9 protein-coding genes are annotated in these 17,180 nt (G+C 53.6%); 7 read left to right on the top strand and 2 right to left on the bottom strand.

What is annotated here, in order from left to right; genetic code table 11:
• The first annotated feature begins 22 nt into the window (after positions 1 to 22).
• The 7 genes from solG to solL all read left to right on the top strand — a co-directional run bounded on the left by solG (position 23) and on the right by solL (position 15,071).
• Positions 23 to 3,514, top strand: coding sequence for a solanimycin non-ribosomal peptide synthetase SolG (solG, locus tag LF929_RS13480; protein WP_038903910.1), 3,492 nt, complete (start codon positions 23 to 25; stop codon positions 3,512 to 3,514).
• On the top strand, positions 3,511 to 9,300 hold the full coding sequence (locus LF929_RS13475) for a non-ribosomal peptide synthetase (protein WP_226093120.1): 5,790 nt from the start codon (positions 3,511 to 3,513) through the stop codon (positions 9,298 to 9,300). The genes solG and LF929_RS13475 overlap by 4 nt, the downstream gene beginning before the upstream one ends.
• 127 nt (positions 9,301 to 9,427) lie before the next feature.
• A complete protein-coding gene (gene solI / locus LF929_RS13470) occupies positions 9,428 to 10,714 on the top strand; it encodes a solanimycin biosynthesis cytochrome P450 SolI (RefSeq protein WP_226093121.1) in 1,287 nt (428 codons plus the stop codon).
• Positions 10,715 to 10,774: 60 nt separating this feature from the next.
• Positions 10,775 to 12,040 carry a glycosyltransferase gene (locus tag LF929_RS13465; RefSeq protein ID WP_038907508.1) on the top strand — a complete coding sequence of 422 codons (1,266 nt, stop codon included), beginning with the start codon at positions 10,775 to 10,777 and terminating at the stop codon, positions 12,038 to 12,040.
• Between the two features lie 73 nt (positions 12,041 to 12,113).
• The gene (solJ, locus tag LF929_RS13460) at positions 12,114 to 12,833 is read left to right on the top strand and encodes a solanimycin biosynthesis MBL-fold hydrolase SolJ (protein ID WP_226093122.1); all 720 of its coding nucleotides are present in this window, start codon (positions 12,114 to 12,116) and stop codon (positions 12,831 to 12,833) included.
• Between the two features lie 178 nt (positions 12,834 to 13,011).
• Positions 13,012 to 13,554, top strand: a complete 543-nt coding sequence (locus LF929_RS13455; protein ID WP_226093132.1) for a MaoC/PaaZ C-terminal domain-containing protein — start codon at positions 13,012 to 13,014, stop codon at positions 13,552 to 13,554.
• 101 nt (positions 13,555 to 13,655) lie between these two features.
• Entirely contained in the window at positions 13,656 to 15,071 is a 1,416-nt protein-coding gene (gene solL, locus LF929_RS13450) for a solanimycin export family MATE transporter SolL (RefSeq protein ID WP_264085003.1), read from the top strand.
• A gap of 73 nt (positions 15,072 to 15,144) precedes the next feature.
• Here solL and LF929_RS13445 read toward each other — a convergent pair whose 3' ends face one another.
• Both LF929_RS13445 and LF929_RS13440 read right to left on the bottom strand, forming a co-directional pair.
• Positions 15,145 to 15,999, bottom strand: a complete 855-nt coding sequence (locus tag LF929_RS13445) for a fumarylacetoacetate hydrolase family protein (protein WP_210175402.1) — start codon at positions 15,997 to 15,999, stop codon at positions 15,145 to 15,147.
• 558 nt (positions 16,000 to 16,557) lie between these two features.
• Complete coding sequence (locus LF929_RS13440; RefSeq protein ID WP_038907511.1) at positions 16,558 to 17,139, bottom strand: hypothetical protein; 582 nt, start codon at positions 17,137 to 17,139, stop codon at positions 16,558 to 16,560.
• Between the last annotated feature and the right edge of the window lie 41 nt (positions 17,140 to 17,180).

Raw genomic sequence — 17,180 nt, 5'->3', positions numbered from 1 at the left:
TTATGATCACGGAGGATAAAAAATGAGCGATTTCGAACAATTACTGGTGACCCTGGAAGAGGCAAAGATCTCGATATCGCTGGATAACGAGGACCTGGTTATTACCTCAGCCAAAGGTGCGCTCACCAGCGAGATTAAGAGTGCGTTACGCGAGCACAAAGCCACTATGGTGCATGCGCTGCGTAATGGGAAACGCCTGTCAAACGCGTTTGAAGTGGTGGTTCCTGAAAACAAAATTACACCGCAAACCACGGCGATTACCCCTGAACTGCTGCCGCTTATCGACTTGACCCAAAAAGATATCGACCACGTGGTGGCACAGGTACCCGGCGGTGTGAGTAACATTCAGGATATCTACTCGCTGGCACCGTTGCAGGAAGGGATCCTGTTCCATCACATGCTGGCCAGCAAAGGCGACCCGTACCTGCAAACCGGGCAGATGACGTTTGATAGCCGTGAAAAAGTCGACAACTATCTTGCTGCGGTGCAAAAGGTTGTCGATCGCCACGATATCATGCGTACCGGTTTTTACTGGGAAGGGGTATCGACACCGTGCCAGGTGGTTCAGCGTCAGGCGACACTGCATGTGCTGGATGTGGAGTTGGATCCCGCCAATGGTCCGATCGCCGAACAACTGGCCGAACGCTTTGACCCCTCACACTACAGCATCGATCTGGCTAAACCGCCGTTGTTGCACGCGTTTGTCGCCTATGACAAGCGTAACGACCGCTGGGAAATGTTCCGTGTATTGCATCACCTGATCGATGACATTACCTCCGTGCTGATTTTGTCCGCCGAGATTCATACCTTCCTGGCGGGCCGTGGTCACACGCTGCCCCCGGCGCAGCCGTTTCGCCGCCTGATTGCACAGGTGCGGCTTGGCAAGAGCCCGCAGGAACATGAACGGTATTTCCGCTCGACGCTGGGTGACATTGATGAACCTACCGCACCTTACGGCCTGGTCAACATGCTGGATGACTTCGAGATAGTCGAAGTTAACCGCAAGGTACCCCAGCGTTTGAACGACAGCCTGCGTGCGCATGCACGTCGTCTGGGGGTCAGCCTCGGCAGTATCTGCCATCTGGCCTGGGGACAAGTGTTGTCCTGCGTTAGCGGTCAGGATTCGGTGGTCTTCGGGACTATCCTGTTTGGCCGTATGCATGCCGGTGATGGCGCGGACCAGATCATGGGGCCATTCATTAACACGCTGCCTATCCGCCTGGATATGCAAGGTGCCAGCGTTGAGGAAAGCGTGCGTACCACCCACAAACGTCTGGCGGAATTGCTGAGCCACGAGCATGCCTCGCTGGCGCTGGCACTGCGTTGCAGTGGCGTGAACAGCTCTACTCCGCTGTTCAACACCTTGTTTAACTATCGCCATAACCGTGAGTCGGAAAGCAATTCGCTGGATTTCGTGGTGCCGGAAGCCGATCAGTGGGATGGGTTTGAAGAGCGCACCACCTACCCGATCACGCTGTCGGTGGATGACTACGGCAACGCGCTGGGCCTGAATATTCAGGTGGTGGAGTCGCTGGACCCGGAACTGCTGTTCGCTTACACGCAACAAGCGCTTGAAAATATCTCAACAGCACTGGATAACGCGCCCACTACGCCGATGCAGCAGATTGATATTTTGCCGGCTGCAGAACGCAATTTGCTGTTGAAAGAGTGGAATAACACCGACAAGGTTTACCCGGCGTTTGCCTATACCCACCAGATGTTTGAAGAGCAGGTGAAACGGACTCCCTCGGCGACGGCGCTGCGCTTTGGCGACCGTGAACTGAGCTATGCCGAGCTGAACGCCCTGTCTAACCAACTGGCGCACCATTTGCACCAGCAAGGGGTGAAACCCGATGACCGCGTAGCAATTTGTCTGGACCGCAGCATCGAGATGGTCGTAGGCCTGATGGGGATTATCAAAGCCGGTGGTGCGTATGTACCGCTTGACCCCGATTACCCGCAGGAACGTCTGTCCTACATTTTGCAGGATTCCGCGCCGAAACTGTTGCTGCTAGACAAACGTGGTCGTGAAGTGACCGCTGAGCTTGATACCTCCGGTATCATTACGCTGGAGTTGGATGCCACGTCTTTGGCTGATTCTGCGTTGTCGAAGGAGTCGCTGTCGCCTGCTGAATTGGGCCTGACATCGCGCAATCTCGCCTACGTGATTTACACCTCCGGCTCAACCGGTAAACCGAAAGGCGTAGAAAACGAACACCGTGGTCTGATCAACCGCTTGCAGTGGATGCAAGACGCCTATCAACTCGATAGCAGCGATGCCGTATTGCAAAAAACCACCTTCAGCTTTGACGTGTCGGTATGGGAGTTCTTCTGGCCGCTTTCCGTTGGTGCAACGCTGGTCATGGCACCTCCGGGCGCGCACAAAGACACCCAGGCGCTGGCTGAGGTGATTCAGGCCAACAACATCACCACCATGCACTTTGTGCCGTCGATGCTGAACCTGTTCCTGGCAAACGACAGCGTGGCGGCCTGCCGCTCACTGCGCCGTATTGTGTGCAGCGGTGAGGCACTCAGTTCCGCCAGTGTGGCTCGTTGCTACAAACTGCTGCCGGACACGGCGGTACATAACCTGTACGGACCGACCGAAGCGGCGATCGACGTGACGGCGTGGACCTGTCCGAAAAACTTGCCTGAAACCGCCACCGTACCGATTGGTCGTCCTATCGCTAACCTGCGTATCTATTTGCTGGACCAGCACCTGCGTCCGGTACCGCGTGGCGTCGTAGGCGAGCTGTATATCGGTGGGGTCGGTGTCGCACGTGGATACCTTAACCGTCCTGACCTGACGGCGGAACGCTTCGTGCACGACCCGTTTGCCAGCAACGCCGATGCGCGGATGTACCGTACCGGTGACATCGCGCGTTATCTGTCGGACGGCGATATCGAGTACCTGGGTCGTAACGATAACCAGGTCAAGATTCGCGGTTTCCGTATCGAATTGGGCGAAATTGACGCGGAACTGCTCAAACAGCCGTCTATCGGTGATGCTGTCGTCGTGGCCCGTGCGGATGCCCAGGGTGATCTGCGTCTGGTGGCCTACGTGGTGCTGAGTGCAGAAGGTCAGGCTGATGGGTTAAGCACCTCTGAGCATATTGCCCAGTGGCGTAGCAGCCTGGCAGCACAGTTGCCGGAATACATGGTGCCTGCGGCCTTCGTCACGCTGGAACAACTGCCGCTGACCGCCAATGGCAAGCTCGATCGCAAAGCGTTACCGCAGCCGGATGACTCGTCGTTCTCCCGTCGCGCTTATGAAGCCCCGCAGGGTGACATTGAAATCGCGATGGCGGAACTGTGGCAGGAACTGCTGGGTGTCGAACGCATCGGTCGTCACGACAACTTCTTTGAGTTGGGTGGGCATTCGTTGTTGGCGGTGCAACTGATGGAACACCTGCGCCAGCGCGATTTGAGCACGGAAATCCGTGCCCTGTTCGATAGCCCGACGTTGGCGGAACTGTCCGCTCGTACCATTGAACTCGACGAGATGAGATTATGACCGATTTTGATGACATGTTGCAGATACTGGATCAGGCCAACATCGCCTTATCACTTGACGGTGATGCACTGGTCATCAAGGCAGCAAAGGGGTCGTTGACCCCTGATATCAAAGCGGCGTTGCGGGAGCACAAAGCGGCTCTCGTTGACGCCCTGCGCCAGGGAAGAGCGCTCTCCTCGCAAGACGGGAGTGGGGGTTCAAGGGTGCCGGCGAACCTGATCACGCCGCAGACGACCCACCTGACGCCAGATATGTTGCCGTTGATCGAGCTGACCCAGGAGGATATTGCGCATATTGTGGCCAATGTGCCGGGTGGCGTGGCGAATGTGCAGGATATCTATGCATTGACGCCGTTACAGGAAGGGATCCTCTTTTTGCACCAACTGAGCGAAAAAGGGGACCCGTACCTGCAGTTTGCCCGCATTTCGTTGGCTAACCGAGAGGTGATGACGCGCTATATCGAGGCGGTTCAACAGACCGTGGATCGGCACGACATTTTGCGTACCGCTTTTTTCTCGCACGGGGTATCGCGTACCGCGCAGGTCGTGCTGCGTCATGCGCCGGTGCAGGTGACGGAAATTGAGCTTGATCCAGCCAATGGCCCCATCATGGCGCAATTGGTGGAGCGCTATAACCCCGCGCACTACCGTATTGACCTGACCCGGGCACCGTTGCTGAGTTTGTATACCGCGCATGACCCACAAAGCGGGCGTTTTGAGATGTTGATGCTGTTGCATCACCTGATCGACGATATCGCCTCGTTGCAGATCATGATTCGTGATATTCGCGCCTTCCTGATGGGGCAAGGTCAGTCATTGCCAGCACCGCAACCGTTCCGCCGGTTAATTGCCAGTGTGCGCAATGGGACGACGCAGGCGGAGCACGAGCAATTCTTCCAGCAGATGCTGGGTGATATTGAGGAACCGACGCTGGCATTCGGCATGTCGACCGGCACGGCGGATAACACTGGGGTGGCGGAGCTACGCCAGAATGTCGAGCCGGGTGTCGTCGCACGTTTGCGTGCGCAGGCGCGCCGCCTTGGCGTCAGTATGGGCAGCCTCTGCCATCTGGTGTGGGGACAGGTGATGGCACGCGCCAGCGACAGCGATACCGTCGTGTTCGGCACTATCCTGCTTGGCCGTTTACAAGCCGGGGAAGGAGCGGACCAGATCATGGGGCCGTTCATTAACACGCTGCCGATCCGTCTTGATTTGGGCAACGTGGGCGTGGAAGAGAGTGTGCGTCAAACGCACAAACGTCTGGCGGCATTACTGGGTCATGAACACGCCTCGCTCAGTCTGGCTCAGCGCTGTAGCGGGATTGCACCGCCAACCCCGTTGTTCAACGTGTTATTCAACTACCGTCATAACCAGCAGTCTGAAGACGAAAGCGTGGATACCACTGGTGAGCGTGATGAGGTGGAATGGCACGGTTTTGAGGAGCATACCGACTATCCGCTGACCGTATCGGTGGACGATTTTGGCGAAACGCTGCGTATGAGCGTGCTGGCTGCACCATCGTTGTCGGCACAACGGATTGCAGGGTATTTCCAGCAGGCGATGAAAAGCCTGGCGGATGCGCTGGATAATGCCCCAGCAACACCGATGCATGCGCTGGATATTCTCCCGCCTGACGAACGCACCCAACTGCTGGTTGACTGGAATGCCACGACGGTACCGTATCCGGCGAATACGCCGGTTCATCGTCTGTTCGAGCAGCAGGTAGCGCACAGTCCACATGCGATAGCGGTCATCGAAGGTGACGCACAGATTAGCTATTGCAGCCTCAATCAGTGTGCTAACCGACTGGCGCAGGTGCTGGTTGCCCGTGGTGTAAAACCCGGTGACGTGGTGGCGTTGTTGCTGCCGCGTGGCAGCGCCTTGCTGGCGGCAACGATTGGCATACTCAAGGTGGGGGCGACTTACGTGCCGCTGGATCCGCAGGCACCGCAAGAGCGTGTGCGGTGGGTTATTGAGGATTGCGCCGCCCGGTTTTTGATAAGCGATGCGCATCAGGCGCTGGCGACGGATGCCTTCGTGCCCGCTATCGATGGCACCGTCATTGATATCAACAGTGACGAAGTGATGCAGGCGAGTGATGACGAGGTGACGGTGCAGGTTTCTGCCAACGCCCCAGCCTATATCATTTACACCTCCGGCTCCACCGGGATACCCAAAGGGGTGATGGTGCCGCATTACGCCATCAATCGGCTGGTGATAAACAGCGGCGTTGGTGTGTTTGCACCAGGCGATCGTATGGCGCTGGCAGCCAATACCGCCTTTGACGCCAGCACACTGGAAATATGGGGGCCGCTGCTCAATGGCGGCACCTGTGTGGTTATCGATCAGGATACCCTGCTTACCCCAGCCCGGTTGGTGCGCACATTGCATGCTCAGCGTGTGAGCCAAATGTGGCTGACGGTGGGGCTGTTCAATCAGCTTTATACCGAACTGACGCCGGTTCTTGCACAGTTCTCCGCGCTGTTTATCGGTGGCGATGCGCTGGATCCCAACATCATCGCACAGGTACGGCGCGCGGTTCCGTCTGTGAAACTGGTCAATGGCTACGGCCCGACGGAAACCACCACCTTCGCCACCACCTACCCGATCAATGAGCTGACGGATACCACCAGTAGCATTCCTATCGGGCGGCCTATCGGCAATACCCGGCTCTATGTGCTGGATAAACACCAGCATCCGGTGCCAGTCGGTGCAGTCGGCGAGCTGTATATCGGTGGGGATGGCGTTGCACTCGGTTATCTGAACCGGCAGGATTTGACCGACGAGCGTTTCATCGCTGATCCGTTTGTCGATGACCCACACGCCCGGCTGTATCGTACCGGCGATCTGGTGCGTTATCAGGACGACGGTAATGTGCTGTTTATCGGGCGTAACGATCAGCAGGTCAAGTTGCGCGGTTTTCGTATCGAACTGGGCGAGATAGAAGCGCGTCTGGTAGAGCATCCACTCGTTGAGAAAGCCCTGGTATTGGCGGTGGATAATGGCAGCGGCAAACGGCTGGTGGCTTACGTCGTAGGGGAAGGGTTGGCTGCGGCAGCATCGACATTCTCTGAATCAGCGGTGCAGGATTATCTTGGTCAACGCGTGCCTGATTACATGGTGCCTTCACGGATTGTCACACTGTCACAGTTCCCACTGACGGCTAACGGGAAGGTGGACCGCAAAGCGCTGCCTGCGGTGGAAGTTAGCGATACCGCGGTCTATCGGGCACCGCGTAATGCACGTGAAACGGTGCTGTGCGAACTGTATGCCGAATTACTCCAGCAGCCGCAAATCGGCATTGACGATGACTTCTTCGCGATGGGTGGGCACTCCATTCTGGCTACCGGATTAATCGCCCGTATCCGTGGTCGATTGGGGATTGAGCTGCCGGTGCGGTTACTGTTTGAGAACCCGACGGTCGAGAAACTGGCGAAACAGCTTGATGAGCACGTCAAAGTGCGCAAACCGTTGACCCGCGTAGAACCGCGACCGGATCCGCTGCCCATCTCTTACAGCCAACAGCTGATGTGGGTGGGGCATACTGTCCGTGGCGGTTCATCACTCAATACGCCGATTGTGGTCTCGCTTGAAGGCGAGCTGGATGTGGTTGCGTTAACGGCCGCGTTGTACGACCTGGTGGAACGGCATGAACCGCTGCGCACCCGGTTTGCGGTGGTGGACGACCAGTCGGTTCAGGTCATCGAGCCCTTTGCTAATGTGCATATCGATGTCCCGTACACGCAAGTGGAAGCCGAGCAGGTACCCCAGGCGGTGTCTACGGCGATTACCTCGTTATTCGACCTGTCGACAGATTTGCCGTTCCGTCCGTCAATACTGCGGGTTGGGCCGCAAAAACACATTCTGGTGATGTTATTTCACCATATTGCCTGTGACGCCTTTTCACTGGCACCGCTGACGCGGGATCTCACCCTGGCCTACAAGGCGCGTGTCGCCGGTCATGCACCGCAGTTTACGCCGCTGCCGGTGCAGTATGCTGACTATGCGGTGTGGCACCGCGAGCTGCTGGGTGACCCTGCCGATGCGAACAGCCTGTATGCGGAACAACTGGCGTATTGGAAAATCACCCTTGCAGGGGTACCGCAAACGCTGGCGCTGCCGCAAGACTACCCACGCCCGGCTAAACCCAGCTATCGTGGCGAATTGGTGCCGTTGCAGGTCAATGTCGACTTGCACCAGCGGCTGAGCGAGCTGGCTCATGAGCGCAACATGACGCTGTCGATGGTATTGCAGGCGGCTCTCGGCATCTATTACACCCAGCTTGGTGCAGGCACCGATATTCCGCTGGGTGCGATTTCAGCCGGTCGCAGCGACGAAGCGCTACATAACCTGGTGGGGTGCTTCCTGACGCAGTGGGTGATGCGTGTTGATACTTCCGGTGACCCCACCGTCAATGAGGTGCTCGCACGGGTGCGCACACAGGCACTCAGTTCGTATGGACATCAGGATATTCCTTACCTGAAACTGGTCAGCGAGCTACTGCCGGAGCGTCCGTTGTCTCACTACCCGCTGTACCAGACCATGATGATCCTACAAAACGCACCCTCGGAAACCCTCAACGTTCCTGGGTTGAAAGCGCGGCTTTATCCCGTACACAGCGGGCATGCCAAGTGGGATCTCTATTTCACGCTGTATGAAGAATACAGCGATACGGGGGAACCGCTGGGACTGGGGGGCATTATGGAGTATGCCACCGACCTGTTCCGTCGTGAGACTGCCGAGCGCATGGTCGCTGGTTATCTCGCGACGTTAGAGGCTGTGGTCGCCAATCCGAACGCATCGATTCATCAACTGACGACGCCCGATCTGGCAAAACCGGTGGGGGTAGCTGCACGTGTGGCAGGCTCACCGGTGGTGGGCATGGCGGCTGATGATTTCAAGCCACTTATCACCTTACAGAAGGGCGATAGCACCAGCATCCCGCTGTTTTGTGTGCCTGGGGCGGGGGCGAGCGTGACGGATTTCCTGCCTTTCATACAGGCGTTGCCTCAACAACAGACGGTCTATGGGTTAATGCCGAAAGGGGTGGATGGCGTCGGCGAACCGGATCCCTCAGTGGAAGCGGCGGCGGTGCGTAACCTTATGGCGCTTCATCAGGCAGGTATCGGTGAGAAGACACCGATTCATCTGCTGGGGCACTCTTTTGGTGGGCAGGTGGCGTTCGACATGGCGAGTCGGCTGGAGGCACAAGGCGGTGTGGTGGCGTCGTTGACGATTATCGACTCCGAAGCCCCCCTGGGCCGTCAGGCATCATCAGCGACGCCGAGCCTGGGCGCCTGTATGCGCGAGTATGTTGAGAGTATCGGATTCACGCTGGAGATGGCGCTGGAAATAGACGAATCGCTTTATGCCCGTCATGACATTGAGCAGATGTTGTCGGCCGTACATCAACACCTGAGTCGTGCAGGGAAAATCCCGTCCAACTCGTCGCCCCGGTTACTGCAAGGTCCGTGGCAAACCTTTTATGCCGCCAGACAAACGCAGTATCGACCGACCGCGCGTTACCACGGTCCGGTGAACCTGATTCAGGTGCGTGACCCCTGGAAACAGCCTGATGCGGATAGTCAGCGTCGACATGACGATGCGGCTGGATGGGCTTACTGGATAGATAAACTGGAAACCATCGCCGGGCCAGCACAGCACTTTACGGTGTTGAAGGCACCGCATGTGACTGAACTGGCGCGCGAGTGGCTCCAGTTTGCGCAGTCTGTGCAGGCCGATGTGCAGGTCGATAGCGCCAAAATCGCTACGGTGAACGGTGGGTAAACGCATAGCGGGGCTCGCCCCCGGGTTGCCGAAGGCGCAGGGTTGGCACCTTCGGCAACCTGGCTATCGCGCTGTCGATGCAGACGTGGATGGTGCGGTCGCACGCTTACAACAAGGGAATGAGTGGATGAAAATGACGAAACAATTACAGGATGTGGTTGAGGATGTGAATGCGATCCCATTGGATAAAATTAATCCTGCACGCCGGGATCGCTTTGTAAATGGAACAGAACTGCCGGTGTTTGAGCGTCTGCGGCGTGAAGACCCGGTACATTTCACGCCGGAAAGTGAGTTTGGGCCTTACTGGTCGGTCACCCTGTGGGATGACATCCGCACGGTAGGTAGCAATCATCGCGATTTCACTTCCACGCAGAATATCGATCTGAAAACGCTCGAAGAGAAAGACCGACTGGAAACCGCGCTGCAAGCATTGGGTCATGAACGTCGCAAGAACGTGGGTTTCATTACGATGGACCCCCCTGAGCACACTAAACACCGCAAGGCAGCAACCCCGGCGGTCGCGCCCTCCAGTCTGTCGAAAATGGCACCGGTAATGCGCGAACGTGCTGGCATGATTCTCGATAGCCTGCCGATTGGCGAGCCCTTTGACTGGGTGGACAGGGTCTCTAAAGAGATGACGGCCACCGTACTGGCAACGCTGCTCGATTTCCCTTTTGAGGATCGCCGTAAACTGACCTATTGGTCTGACGTGCTGATGTTCGAACCGGGACATGGCCCGGTCACCAGCTGGGAGCAAAAAGCGCAAGAAACAGTGAAGTGCTATCAGGTGTTTGAAGAACTGTGGGAAAAACGCCGTAATGCACCGCCCGGTTATGACCTGATCTCCGTATTGGCGCATCATCCCGACACCTGCGATATGACCCTGGAGCAGTACCGCGGCACCATCGTGCTGCTGATTATCGGTGGTAACGATACGACGCGTAATACCATTTCAAGCAGCCTGTACCTGCTCAATAAATACCCGCAGGAGTTTGCCAAACTCAAGACTGACCCCAAACTGGTGATGCCGATGGTGTCGGAAACACTGCGTTTTTACCCGCCGGTCAATTTTATGAGCCGTGTGGCTAACCGTGACGTTGAGCTTAATGGCAAAACCATCAAAGCAGGCGACCGTGTGGTGATGTGGTATGCGTCCGGTAACCGCGATGGTTCGGTGATTGATGAGCCGGATGTCTTCAGCATTGACCGTGAACGCTCGCGCAGACACCTCTCCTTTGGCGTAGGTATTCATACCTGTATCGGTAGCCGACTGGCCGAAATGCAACTGACGATTGTCTGGGAAGAGATTCTCAAGCGTTTTTCCAGAATAGAGGTACTGGAAGAGCCTGAGCGCAATTACTCAAACTTTTTACATGGTTTTGAGAATCTGAACGTCATTATCCACAAAGACTGAGTATCCGAGGCAATAAGTGGAACGAGTGCTGAAATATTACGATTGCGAGGTGTGCAATAGATGAAAATATCTATTTTTACCGCCGGCTCAATGGGAGATATACGGCCGTTTATCGTTCTGGGTAAGAAACTTCAACAGATGGGGCACGAGTGCTCCATCATGTCGGGGGAACGAAATGAGAAAATCGTTACCGATGAAGGGCTGGGATATCACACATGGAGTCTTGATCTCCCAGAGGCCAGAAAGATTGAACAAGAGCTGATGGATGGTGAATCGTCGTATAAGAACGCGAAAAAAATGTCGGGGGTCGTTGACCAACTGATGTCGCTGTGGGTCGAGCAGGCTATTAAGGCCGCCACGCATAGTCGCCTGATTATCGCCGCTAACCAGGCGGTACCGTTGGCCGTATCCATCGGTGAGAAACTCGATATTCCTGTCGTGACCGTTTACTTTGCGCCATTGACGCCATCGCGTTCTATTCCGCCGTTTTTCCTGAAAAAAATAATCAGGTTACCGGGGCCGATTAATCTCGCGGTATGGAAGTTGCTGCGCATCATCATGTGGCGTTTTGTGGCGAAGTCTTTCAGTGCCTGTCGCACGCATCTTGGTTTGCCGACATGGAGCTGGTTCGGCCCCTGGTTTGATAAAAGCAATCAGGCCAGAAAGGTTATCTATGCGTTTAGTCCGCATGTGGTGCCACGGCCGCCAGAATGGCCTGAAGAGACCGTTAAGATAACCGGCAGTTGGTTTGGCGCTGTCCAGTCAATGTCGTCGATATCGCCGACGTTGGAGCAGTTTATCGCCGAGGGCGCACCGCCGGTCTATATCGGGTTTGGCAGCATGAAAAGTACCGATCCCGAAGGGCTGACAAAGAAAATCATCAATGTCATTAAACGGTTAGGCGTGCGGGCCGTCATTATGAGCGGTGGCGGGGCTATCGACACAGACATGATTGTCGCGGCCAGTCTGCCAGGGGTTATTTGTGTCGAGCACGTATCGCATGAATGGTTATTCCCCCGGGTAAGAACCGTTTTCCATCACGGTGGCAGTGGGACGGTGGCGGCGGCGCTAAGGGCCGGAACACCTCAGGTGATTATGCCGTTTATTTACGACCAGTTTTATTGGGCGTGGCGGCTGGAGGCGCTGGGCGGCAGTGGCGGCAGTCTTGATCTGAAACGGTCTGGTGAAGATGACATCGCGCAGGCATTTAACCGGAGTTTTTCTTCCGCCGTCAGGGAGCGAGCCAAGGCACTTGGACAACAAATTCGCCAGGAGCGCGGGGTGGAGAACACGATATCCGAATTGCAGTGCTGGGGGTTACTGTGAAATCGCGATCTCTGGTTGCGCTGGTGGTGTGATAAGGGATGAATTTGACCAGTGATGGTGTGGAGTAAGTGCTATGTGGTTGGAAAATAAGAGGGTGTCGTCAGCGTATACGATGTCATCAGCCGATATAGCGGTAACGACGATAAAGGTGCGTCGTGGCCGCTTTATTAATAACAACTATATGGTGCTTAATCGTGGCACAGGGCAGGCATTGCTGGTTGATCCAGCATGGGAAATAGACCGGCTGGAAACGGCACTTCGCACGGCGAATGCGCAACTGGCAGGAATATTGATAACCCATGCTCATCCTGATCATATTGATCTCGCCGGGTGCCTGGCAGAGAAACATGGCTGCCCGGTATGGCTGTCGCGCAAGGAGGCAGCGTGTTCCGGTTTCAGTACGCCAGCGGCACGCTGGTTTGATGAACAGGCCTGGCATGTCGCGGGAATGCTGGTTCGCCCGATAATAACGCCGGGCCATACGCCAGGGAGTGTCTGTTATTGGATAGGCCCGCATCTCTTTACCGGGGACACGTTGTTTATTGAAGGGTGCGGACTGTGTGCCAATCATGATGATGCGGCGCACCTATTTTCGAGTCTTGAACGCCTGAAGGCTATTTTACCTGGAACGGTTCGTATTTATCCTGGACACAGTTATAGGTATCCACCTGGTTTAACGTTTGAAGAGGTATTTCGTTATAACGTTTATTTGTCTTTCGATAATCAGGAGTTGTTTACAAACTTTCGTATGAGAAAAGGCCAAAATAAATCGTCATGGATGGCTTTTTCATAGAAAACTAACACCTGGAGTCGTTCGGATTTCATGAAGGGCAGCATCCTGAAATCTGACGGCGATGGATAGATATCTCTTATTTTCACCGATGGTTGCTTATAGGGCGCGCAGTGTATGGGAATAAATCACTGTTAGCATGAAGCGGATATGTTCATGTCAGGAAGGGAGGCTCGTGAATATGCAAGATGAAAACTACTCAAGCGATTATGTCAATTCGGCAGATGCATACTCAATAGAGAATGATATAGGGGATACGGCGTTACCAAAACTGTACATGGATGACCTTAAGGTCGGCCTGGTTTTTTATAGTTCGGAGTATTATGTCAGTGCCGAGGAAATCATAGAGTTTTCAACCCGGTATGATCCGCAGTCTTTCCACATGGACGATAAACTGGCAAAAGAGTCTATCTTCAGGGGGCTGGCGGCGAGCGGCTGGCATACGGTAAGTATTACCATGAATCTGCTGGTGAGGTGTTTACCGCTGGCTCATGGCATTATCGGCAAAGGGGTGGAAAATATTACCTGGCTTCGGCCTACCCGGCCGGGTGATCTCTTGCGAATAAAAGCAAAGATTATTGATATCGACATTTCTCCAGCCAGGCCAGACAGAGCCATGATGAGTATTCATATTTTTACAATAGGTCATGACAATAAAATACGACAGGAGTTACTCGGTAAACTCCTTGTATTTAAGGGATGCACGGAATCGAAGGCGATGTAACATTCCACCGCACTGAAACAGTGTGATGGGAAAGCTCATCGATATTCACTGTTTTCATCACGGTCGGTTTCCCATTACTACGGACATTAAGGGATCAACTCTTGTCACCTGAAATCGCTAATGAAAAATCAAATGCCTTATTACAAGGCTCGATATTACGCTCACTGGCAAAAATAGGTGTGCCGGTTATTTTTGCCAATCTTTTACAGTCAGGATACATCATGATTGATGCATTCTGGGTCGGGCGTTTGGGTGACAAAGCCGTGGCGGCGATATCGGTGAGTCAGCCCATCATCTTTCTGGCTTTTGCTTTAGGTATTGGGCTGAGTGTGGCGGGCACAACACTGGTGGCACAGTGTATCGGCGCTCGCTTGTATCAACGGGCAAACGATATTGCCGCCCAGGTGTTTACGCTGTCGATACTGTTTTCCATACCTATTGCGGTGGCGGGGTATTTCCTCGCCCCCTGGCTGTTACGCGCGCTGGGTGCGCAGAATGAGGTGTTCCCCTACGCGCTCAGTTTTTTGCGTGTCATCATCAGCGGCATCATATTTACCTTTGGTTTCTCTATGTTGCAGTCGTTGATGAGAGGCGCTGGCGAGGTGCGTATTCCATTGTTGATTACACTGGGTACGCTGATTCTCAACGCCATCATGGATCCGCTATTGATCTTCGGTTACGGCATTATTCCTGCCTTTGGCGTAGCCGGGGCGGCGATCGCCACGCTGATTAATCAGGGCATTGCGATGGTCGCGGGGTTACTGGTATTACGCTTTGGTCGTGTTGGCCTTAAGATCTATTTCCGTGCGATGAAACCCAAAATGGACATGGTGAAATCCGTCGCTCGTCTTGGCATGCCAGCATCCATTGAACTCTGCGCGCACGCCTTGGGGGCGAGCGGTATGATGACACTGGTTACCGGGCTGGGCACCGACGTGACGGCCGCGTACGGTGTGGTGATTAATATCAATGCGCTGGTCATTGTGCCAGCGATAGGGATGTCAATCGCCACCGCGACGCTGGTAGGACAAAATGTCGGTGCCGGACAATCTGAACGTGCGCGGGCGATTGGTCGACTCAGTGGCGCTATTTCATTTCTGATACTGACTGTCATTGGCCTGATAGGGGTCGTATTTAGCCCTTATATTATCGGTACATTTGCCCCCGACCAGCCGATGGTGATTGCTCACGGAACGCATTTCTTCCACCTGATAGCCCCCAGTTATGGGCTAATTGGGTTACAGATGGCATTAAACGGGGCGTTTCGCGCAACAGGGCGCACCATGACGACAATGGCGCTGGCGCTGGTTTCTCAGTGGCTGATTCAAATCCCGCTGGCGTGGGGGTTATCCCACTATACGTCGCTTGGCGTGTCCGGTTTGTGGTGGGCGTTTCCTGTCACTAACCTGCTCATGGCAGGGCTGACAATAATGTTCTTTGAGCGAATTGACTGGCAACGCTCAAAGCTAACGCATTCATTGGGTGATTCTGCACAGAAACAACCCGATACCGTCTGATCGCTGAAGAGCATACCGCGTGTCATGCCCGGTCAGTAACGACCGGGATGATTCACCGGTCGCAATGTGGTAATCAGCGGCTGACAGCCTGTTTAGTCACCAACTGGTTCTGGTATCCCAGTTTTTCAATGTGGATACGGATGTGGTCTCCGTCCTTGAGCCAGACAGGCTCAGGTTTCATCCCCAGCCCCACACCGGCAGGAGTACCGGTTGCGATAATATCGCCGGGTTTGAGCGTCATGTAATGGCTGACATAGGAGACGATGTGCGCCACGGAGAAAATCATCAGGGAAGTATGGCTGTCCTGCCGTCTTTCCCCATTCACCTCAAGCCAGATCTGTAACTGCTGGGGATCACCCACTTCATCCGGCGTGACGATATAAGGGCCGACAGGGCCGAAGGTATCGCAACTTTTCGCTTTGTCCCATTGTGATGATTGGAATTGGAAACCCCGATCAGAGATATCATTCACAATGCAATAGCCCGCAACATAGTTCAGCGCATCATCATGACTGACTTGTTTTGCCTCTCGGCGAATAACGATTCCCAGCTCGGCTTCCCAGTCGAGCTTTGTGGAATGCGGAGGAATGACGATATTGTCGTCAGGTCCGCTCATACAACTCGGTGCTTTAAAAAAGATCACGGGTTCATCAGGAGCAGCAAGATTCGCCTCTTTAGCGTGATCAAGATAGTTCAGGCCGATGGCGACAAACTTCGATACGGTGTTGAGTGGCGAACCTAACCGTGGATTCCCTTTAACTTCAGGCAGCCTGGCGATATCGTCTTCTTTCTTTAGCAGATCCAACACGATGGGGAGCGTTTCCGGGGTGATATCGCTTACTCTGCCGGAAAGGTCCCTTAAGATATTATGTGCATCCAAAACGCCAGGTTTTTCCTGCCCCTGATTGCCGTAACGACATATTTTCATCGCGAACCTCTTTCGTTTTTCAAAGCAGATATCTTTTGTTTTTTAACGTGGATAACGAAGGCGTTGATGGACGCGGCGCTGGACAAAGATACCCAACGAATCAAACAACTGATGAATCATCACATACAACAGACTACGGATGCACTGGTCGGTTTATTTGATGACAATGGCCTATTCGCTGCTTTGCCTGGTTGAGATAGCACCGTCGTATTGCCACGCTCAGGGAGAACAGCCTGAAACTCACTATGGGGCTTATACTGGGTGCTATCTGGTTATTGGCCTGCTACCCATTTTAGAAAAAATAAGGCTGTAGTGCGACCAATCCCTGAAGCACCGCCTATTACTATGACGGTTTTTCCCGCAAGACCTTTCATTTTGTTTCTTCATGTATGGTCTTAAAAACCGATTTTCTAAAGAGTAATTTTCACTTTTTTTATCTTTTAATATCTATCGCAATAAATTCCTCATTAATCCTGTTCTCCCATTAAATCAGCGGGGCGAAAAATGTTTTTATATATAAAATTATTGTAGGATTTAAGTTAATAAATGGTAGCGAATTCATGCTCTGCCAAAAAGTGACCAACTCATTGAAATCTTCTTAAACTCATGCACAAATCTCAGGTCGAATTTTTTCAAGGCTTCTTCATTTGTTATAGCTAAGTTGAAATTGCCATTAGCAATCAATTCAGCAGCCTTACTGGTTGAATTCACTATATGGAAATTGGTTTTTGTTCCGAGGTAGTTGGCCACTAACTCCAGCGGTGCTGAATGACTCACTATGACCTGTTCTTCAAGGTCTTTGTTTTCAAAAGAATAATCTTGCCTTACGGCAACACCATACATAGGTGTATCACATTGGAATATCTCTATCAGAGAGATGAGGGGATGCATATAAAAATCATTTATCTTTTTATAAGCATGGGGGCAGATTATATAATTTATTGAACCATCAAGAAGTTTTTCTTTAGCTTCTTCGAACGTGTCATACAGCTTTATTTCACATTCTGTATTATTACTTTCCAAATGATTTTTTATGAATTTTTTAGCTACGTATTCACTACTGGTTCCTTCTGGGCCGAGTGTACCAAGACGGATATGTGAATTTCGAATGCTATTAATCCGATCACTGACAATAATCATGATGATAGATCCCTTCCATGAGACAGTAATGTAAGAATACT

It is taken from the genome of Dickeya oryzae (assembly GCF_020406815.2).
GTDB classification, from domain to species: Bacteria; Pseudomonadota; Gammaproteobacteria; order Enterobacterales; family Enterobacteriaceae; genus Dickeya; species Dickeya oryzae.
Note: the sequence above shows the minus strand (reverse complement) of the source record. Positions and strands in the feature narration are given on the sequence as shown.

What these genes read in the sequence shown, in the direction of transcription:
- solG (WP_038903910.1), top strand. Translation starts at nt 23, where the DNA reads ATGAGCGATTTCGAACAATTACTGGTGACCCTGGAAGAGGCAAAGATC.
- LF929_RS13465 (WP_038907508.1), top strand. Translation starts at nt 10,775, where the DNA reads ATGAAAATATCTATTTTTACCGCCGGCTCAATGGGAGATATACGGCCG.
- LF929_RS13440 (WP_038907511.1), bottom strand. Translation starts at nt 17,139, where the DNA reads ATGATTATTGTCAGTGATCGGATTAATAGCATTCGAAATTCACATATC.
- LF929_RS13455 (WP_226093132.1), top strand. Translation starts at nt 13,012, where the DNA reads ATGCAAGATGAAAACTACTCAAGCGATTATGTCAATTCGGCAGATGCA.
- LF929_RS13445 (WP_210175402.1), bottom strand. Translation starts at nt 15,999, where the DNA reads ATGAAAATATGTCGTTACGGCAATCAGGGGCAGGAAAAACCTGGCGTT.
- solJ (WP_226093122.1), top strand. Translation starts at nt 12,114, where the DNA reads ATGTGGTTGGAAAATAAGAGGGTGTCGTCAGCGTATACGATGTCATCA.
- solI (WP_226093121.1), top strand. Translation starts at nt 9,428, where the DNA reads ATGAAAATGACGAAACAATTACAGGATGTGGTTGAGGATGTGAATGCG.
- LF929_RS13475 (WP_226093120.1), top strand. Translation starts at nt 3,511, where the DNA reads ATGACCGATTTTGATGACATGTTGCAGATACTGGATCAGGCCAACATC.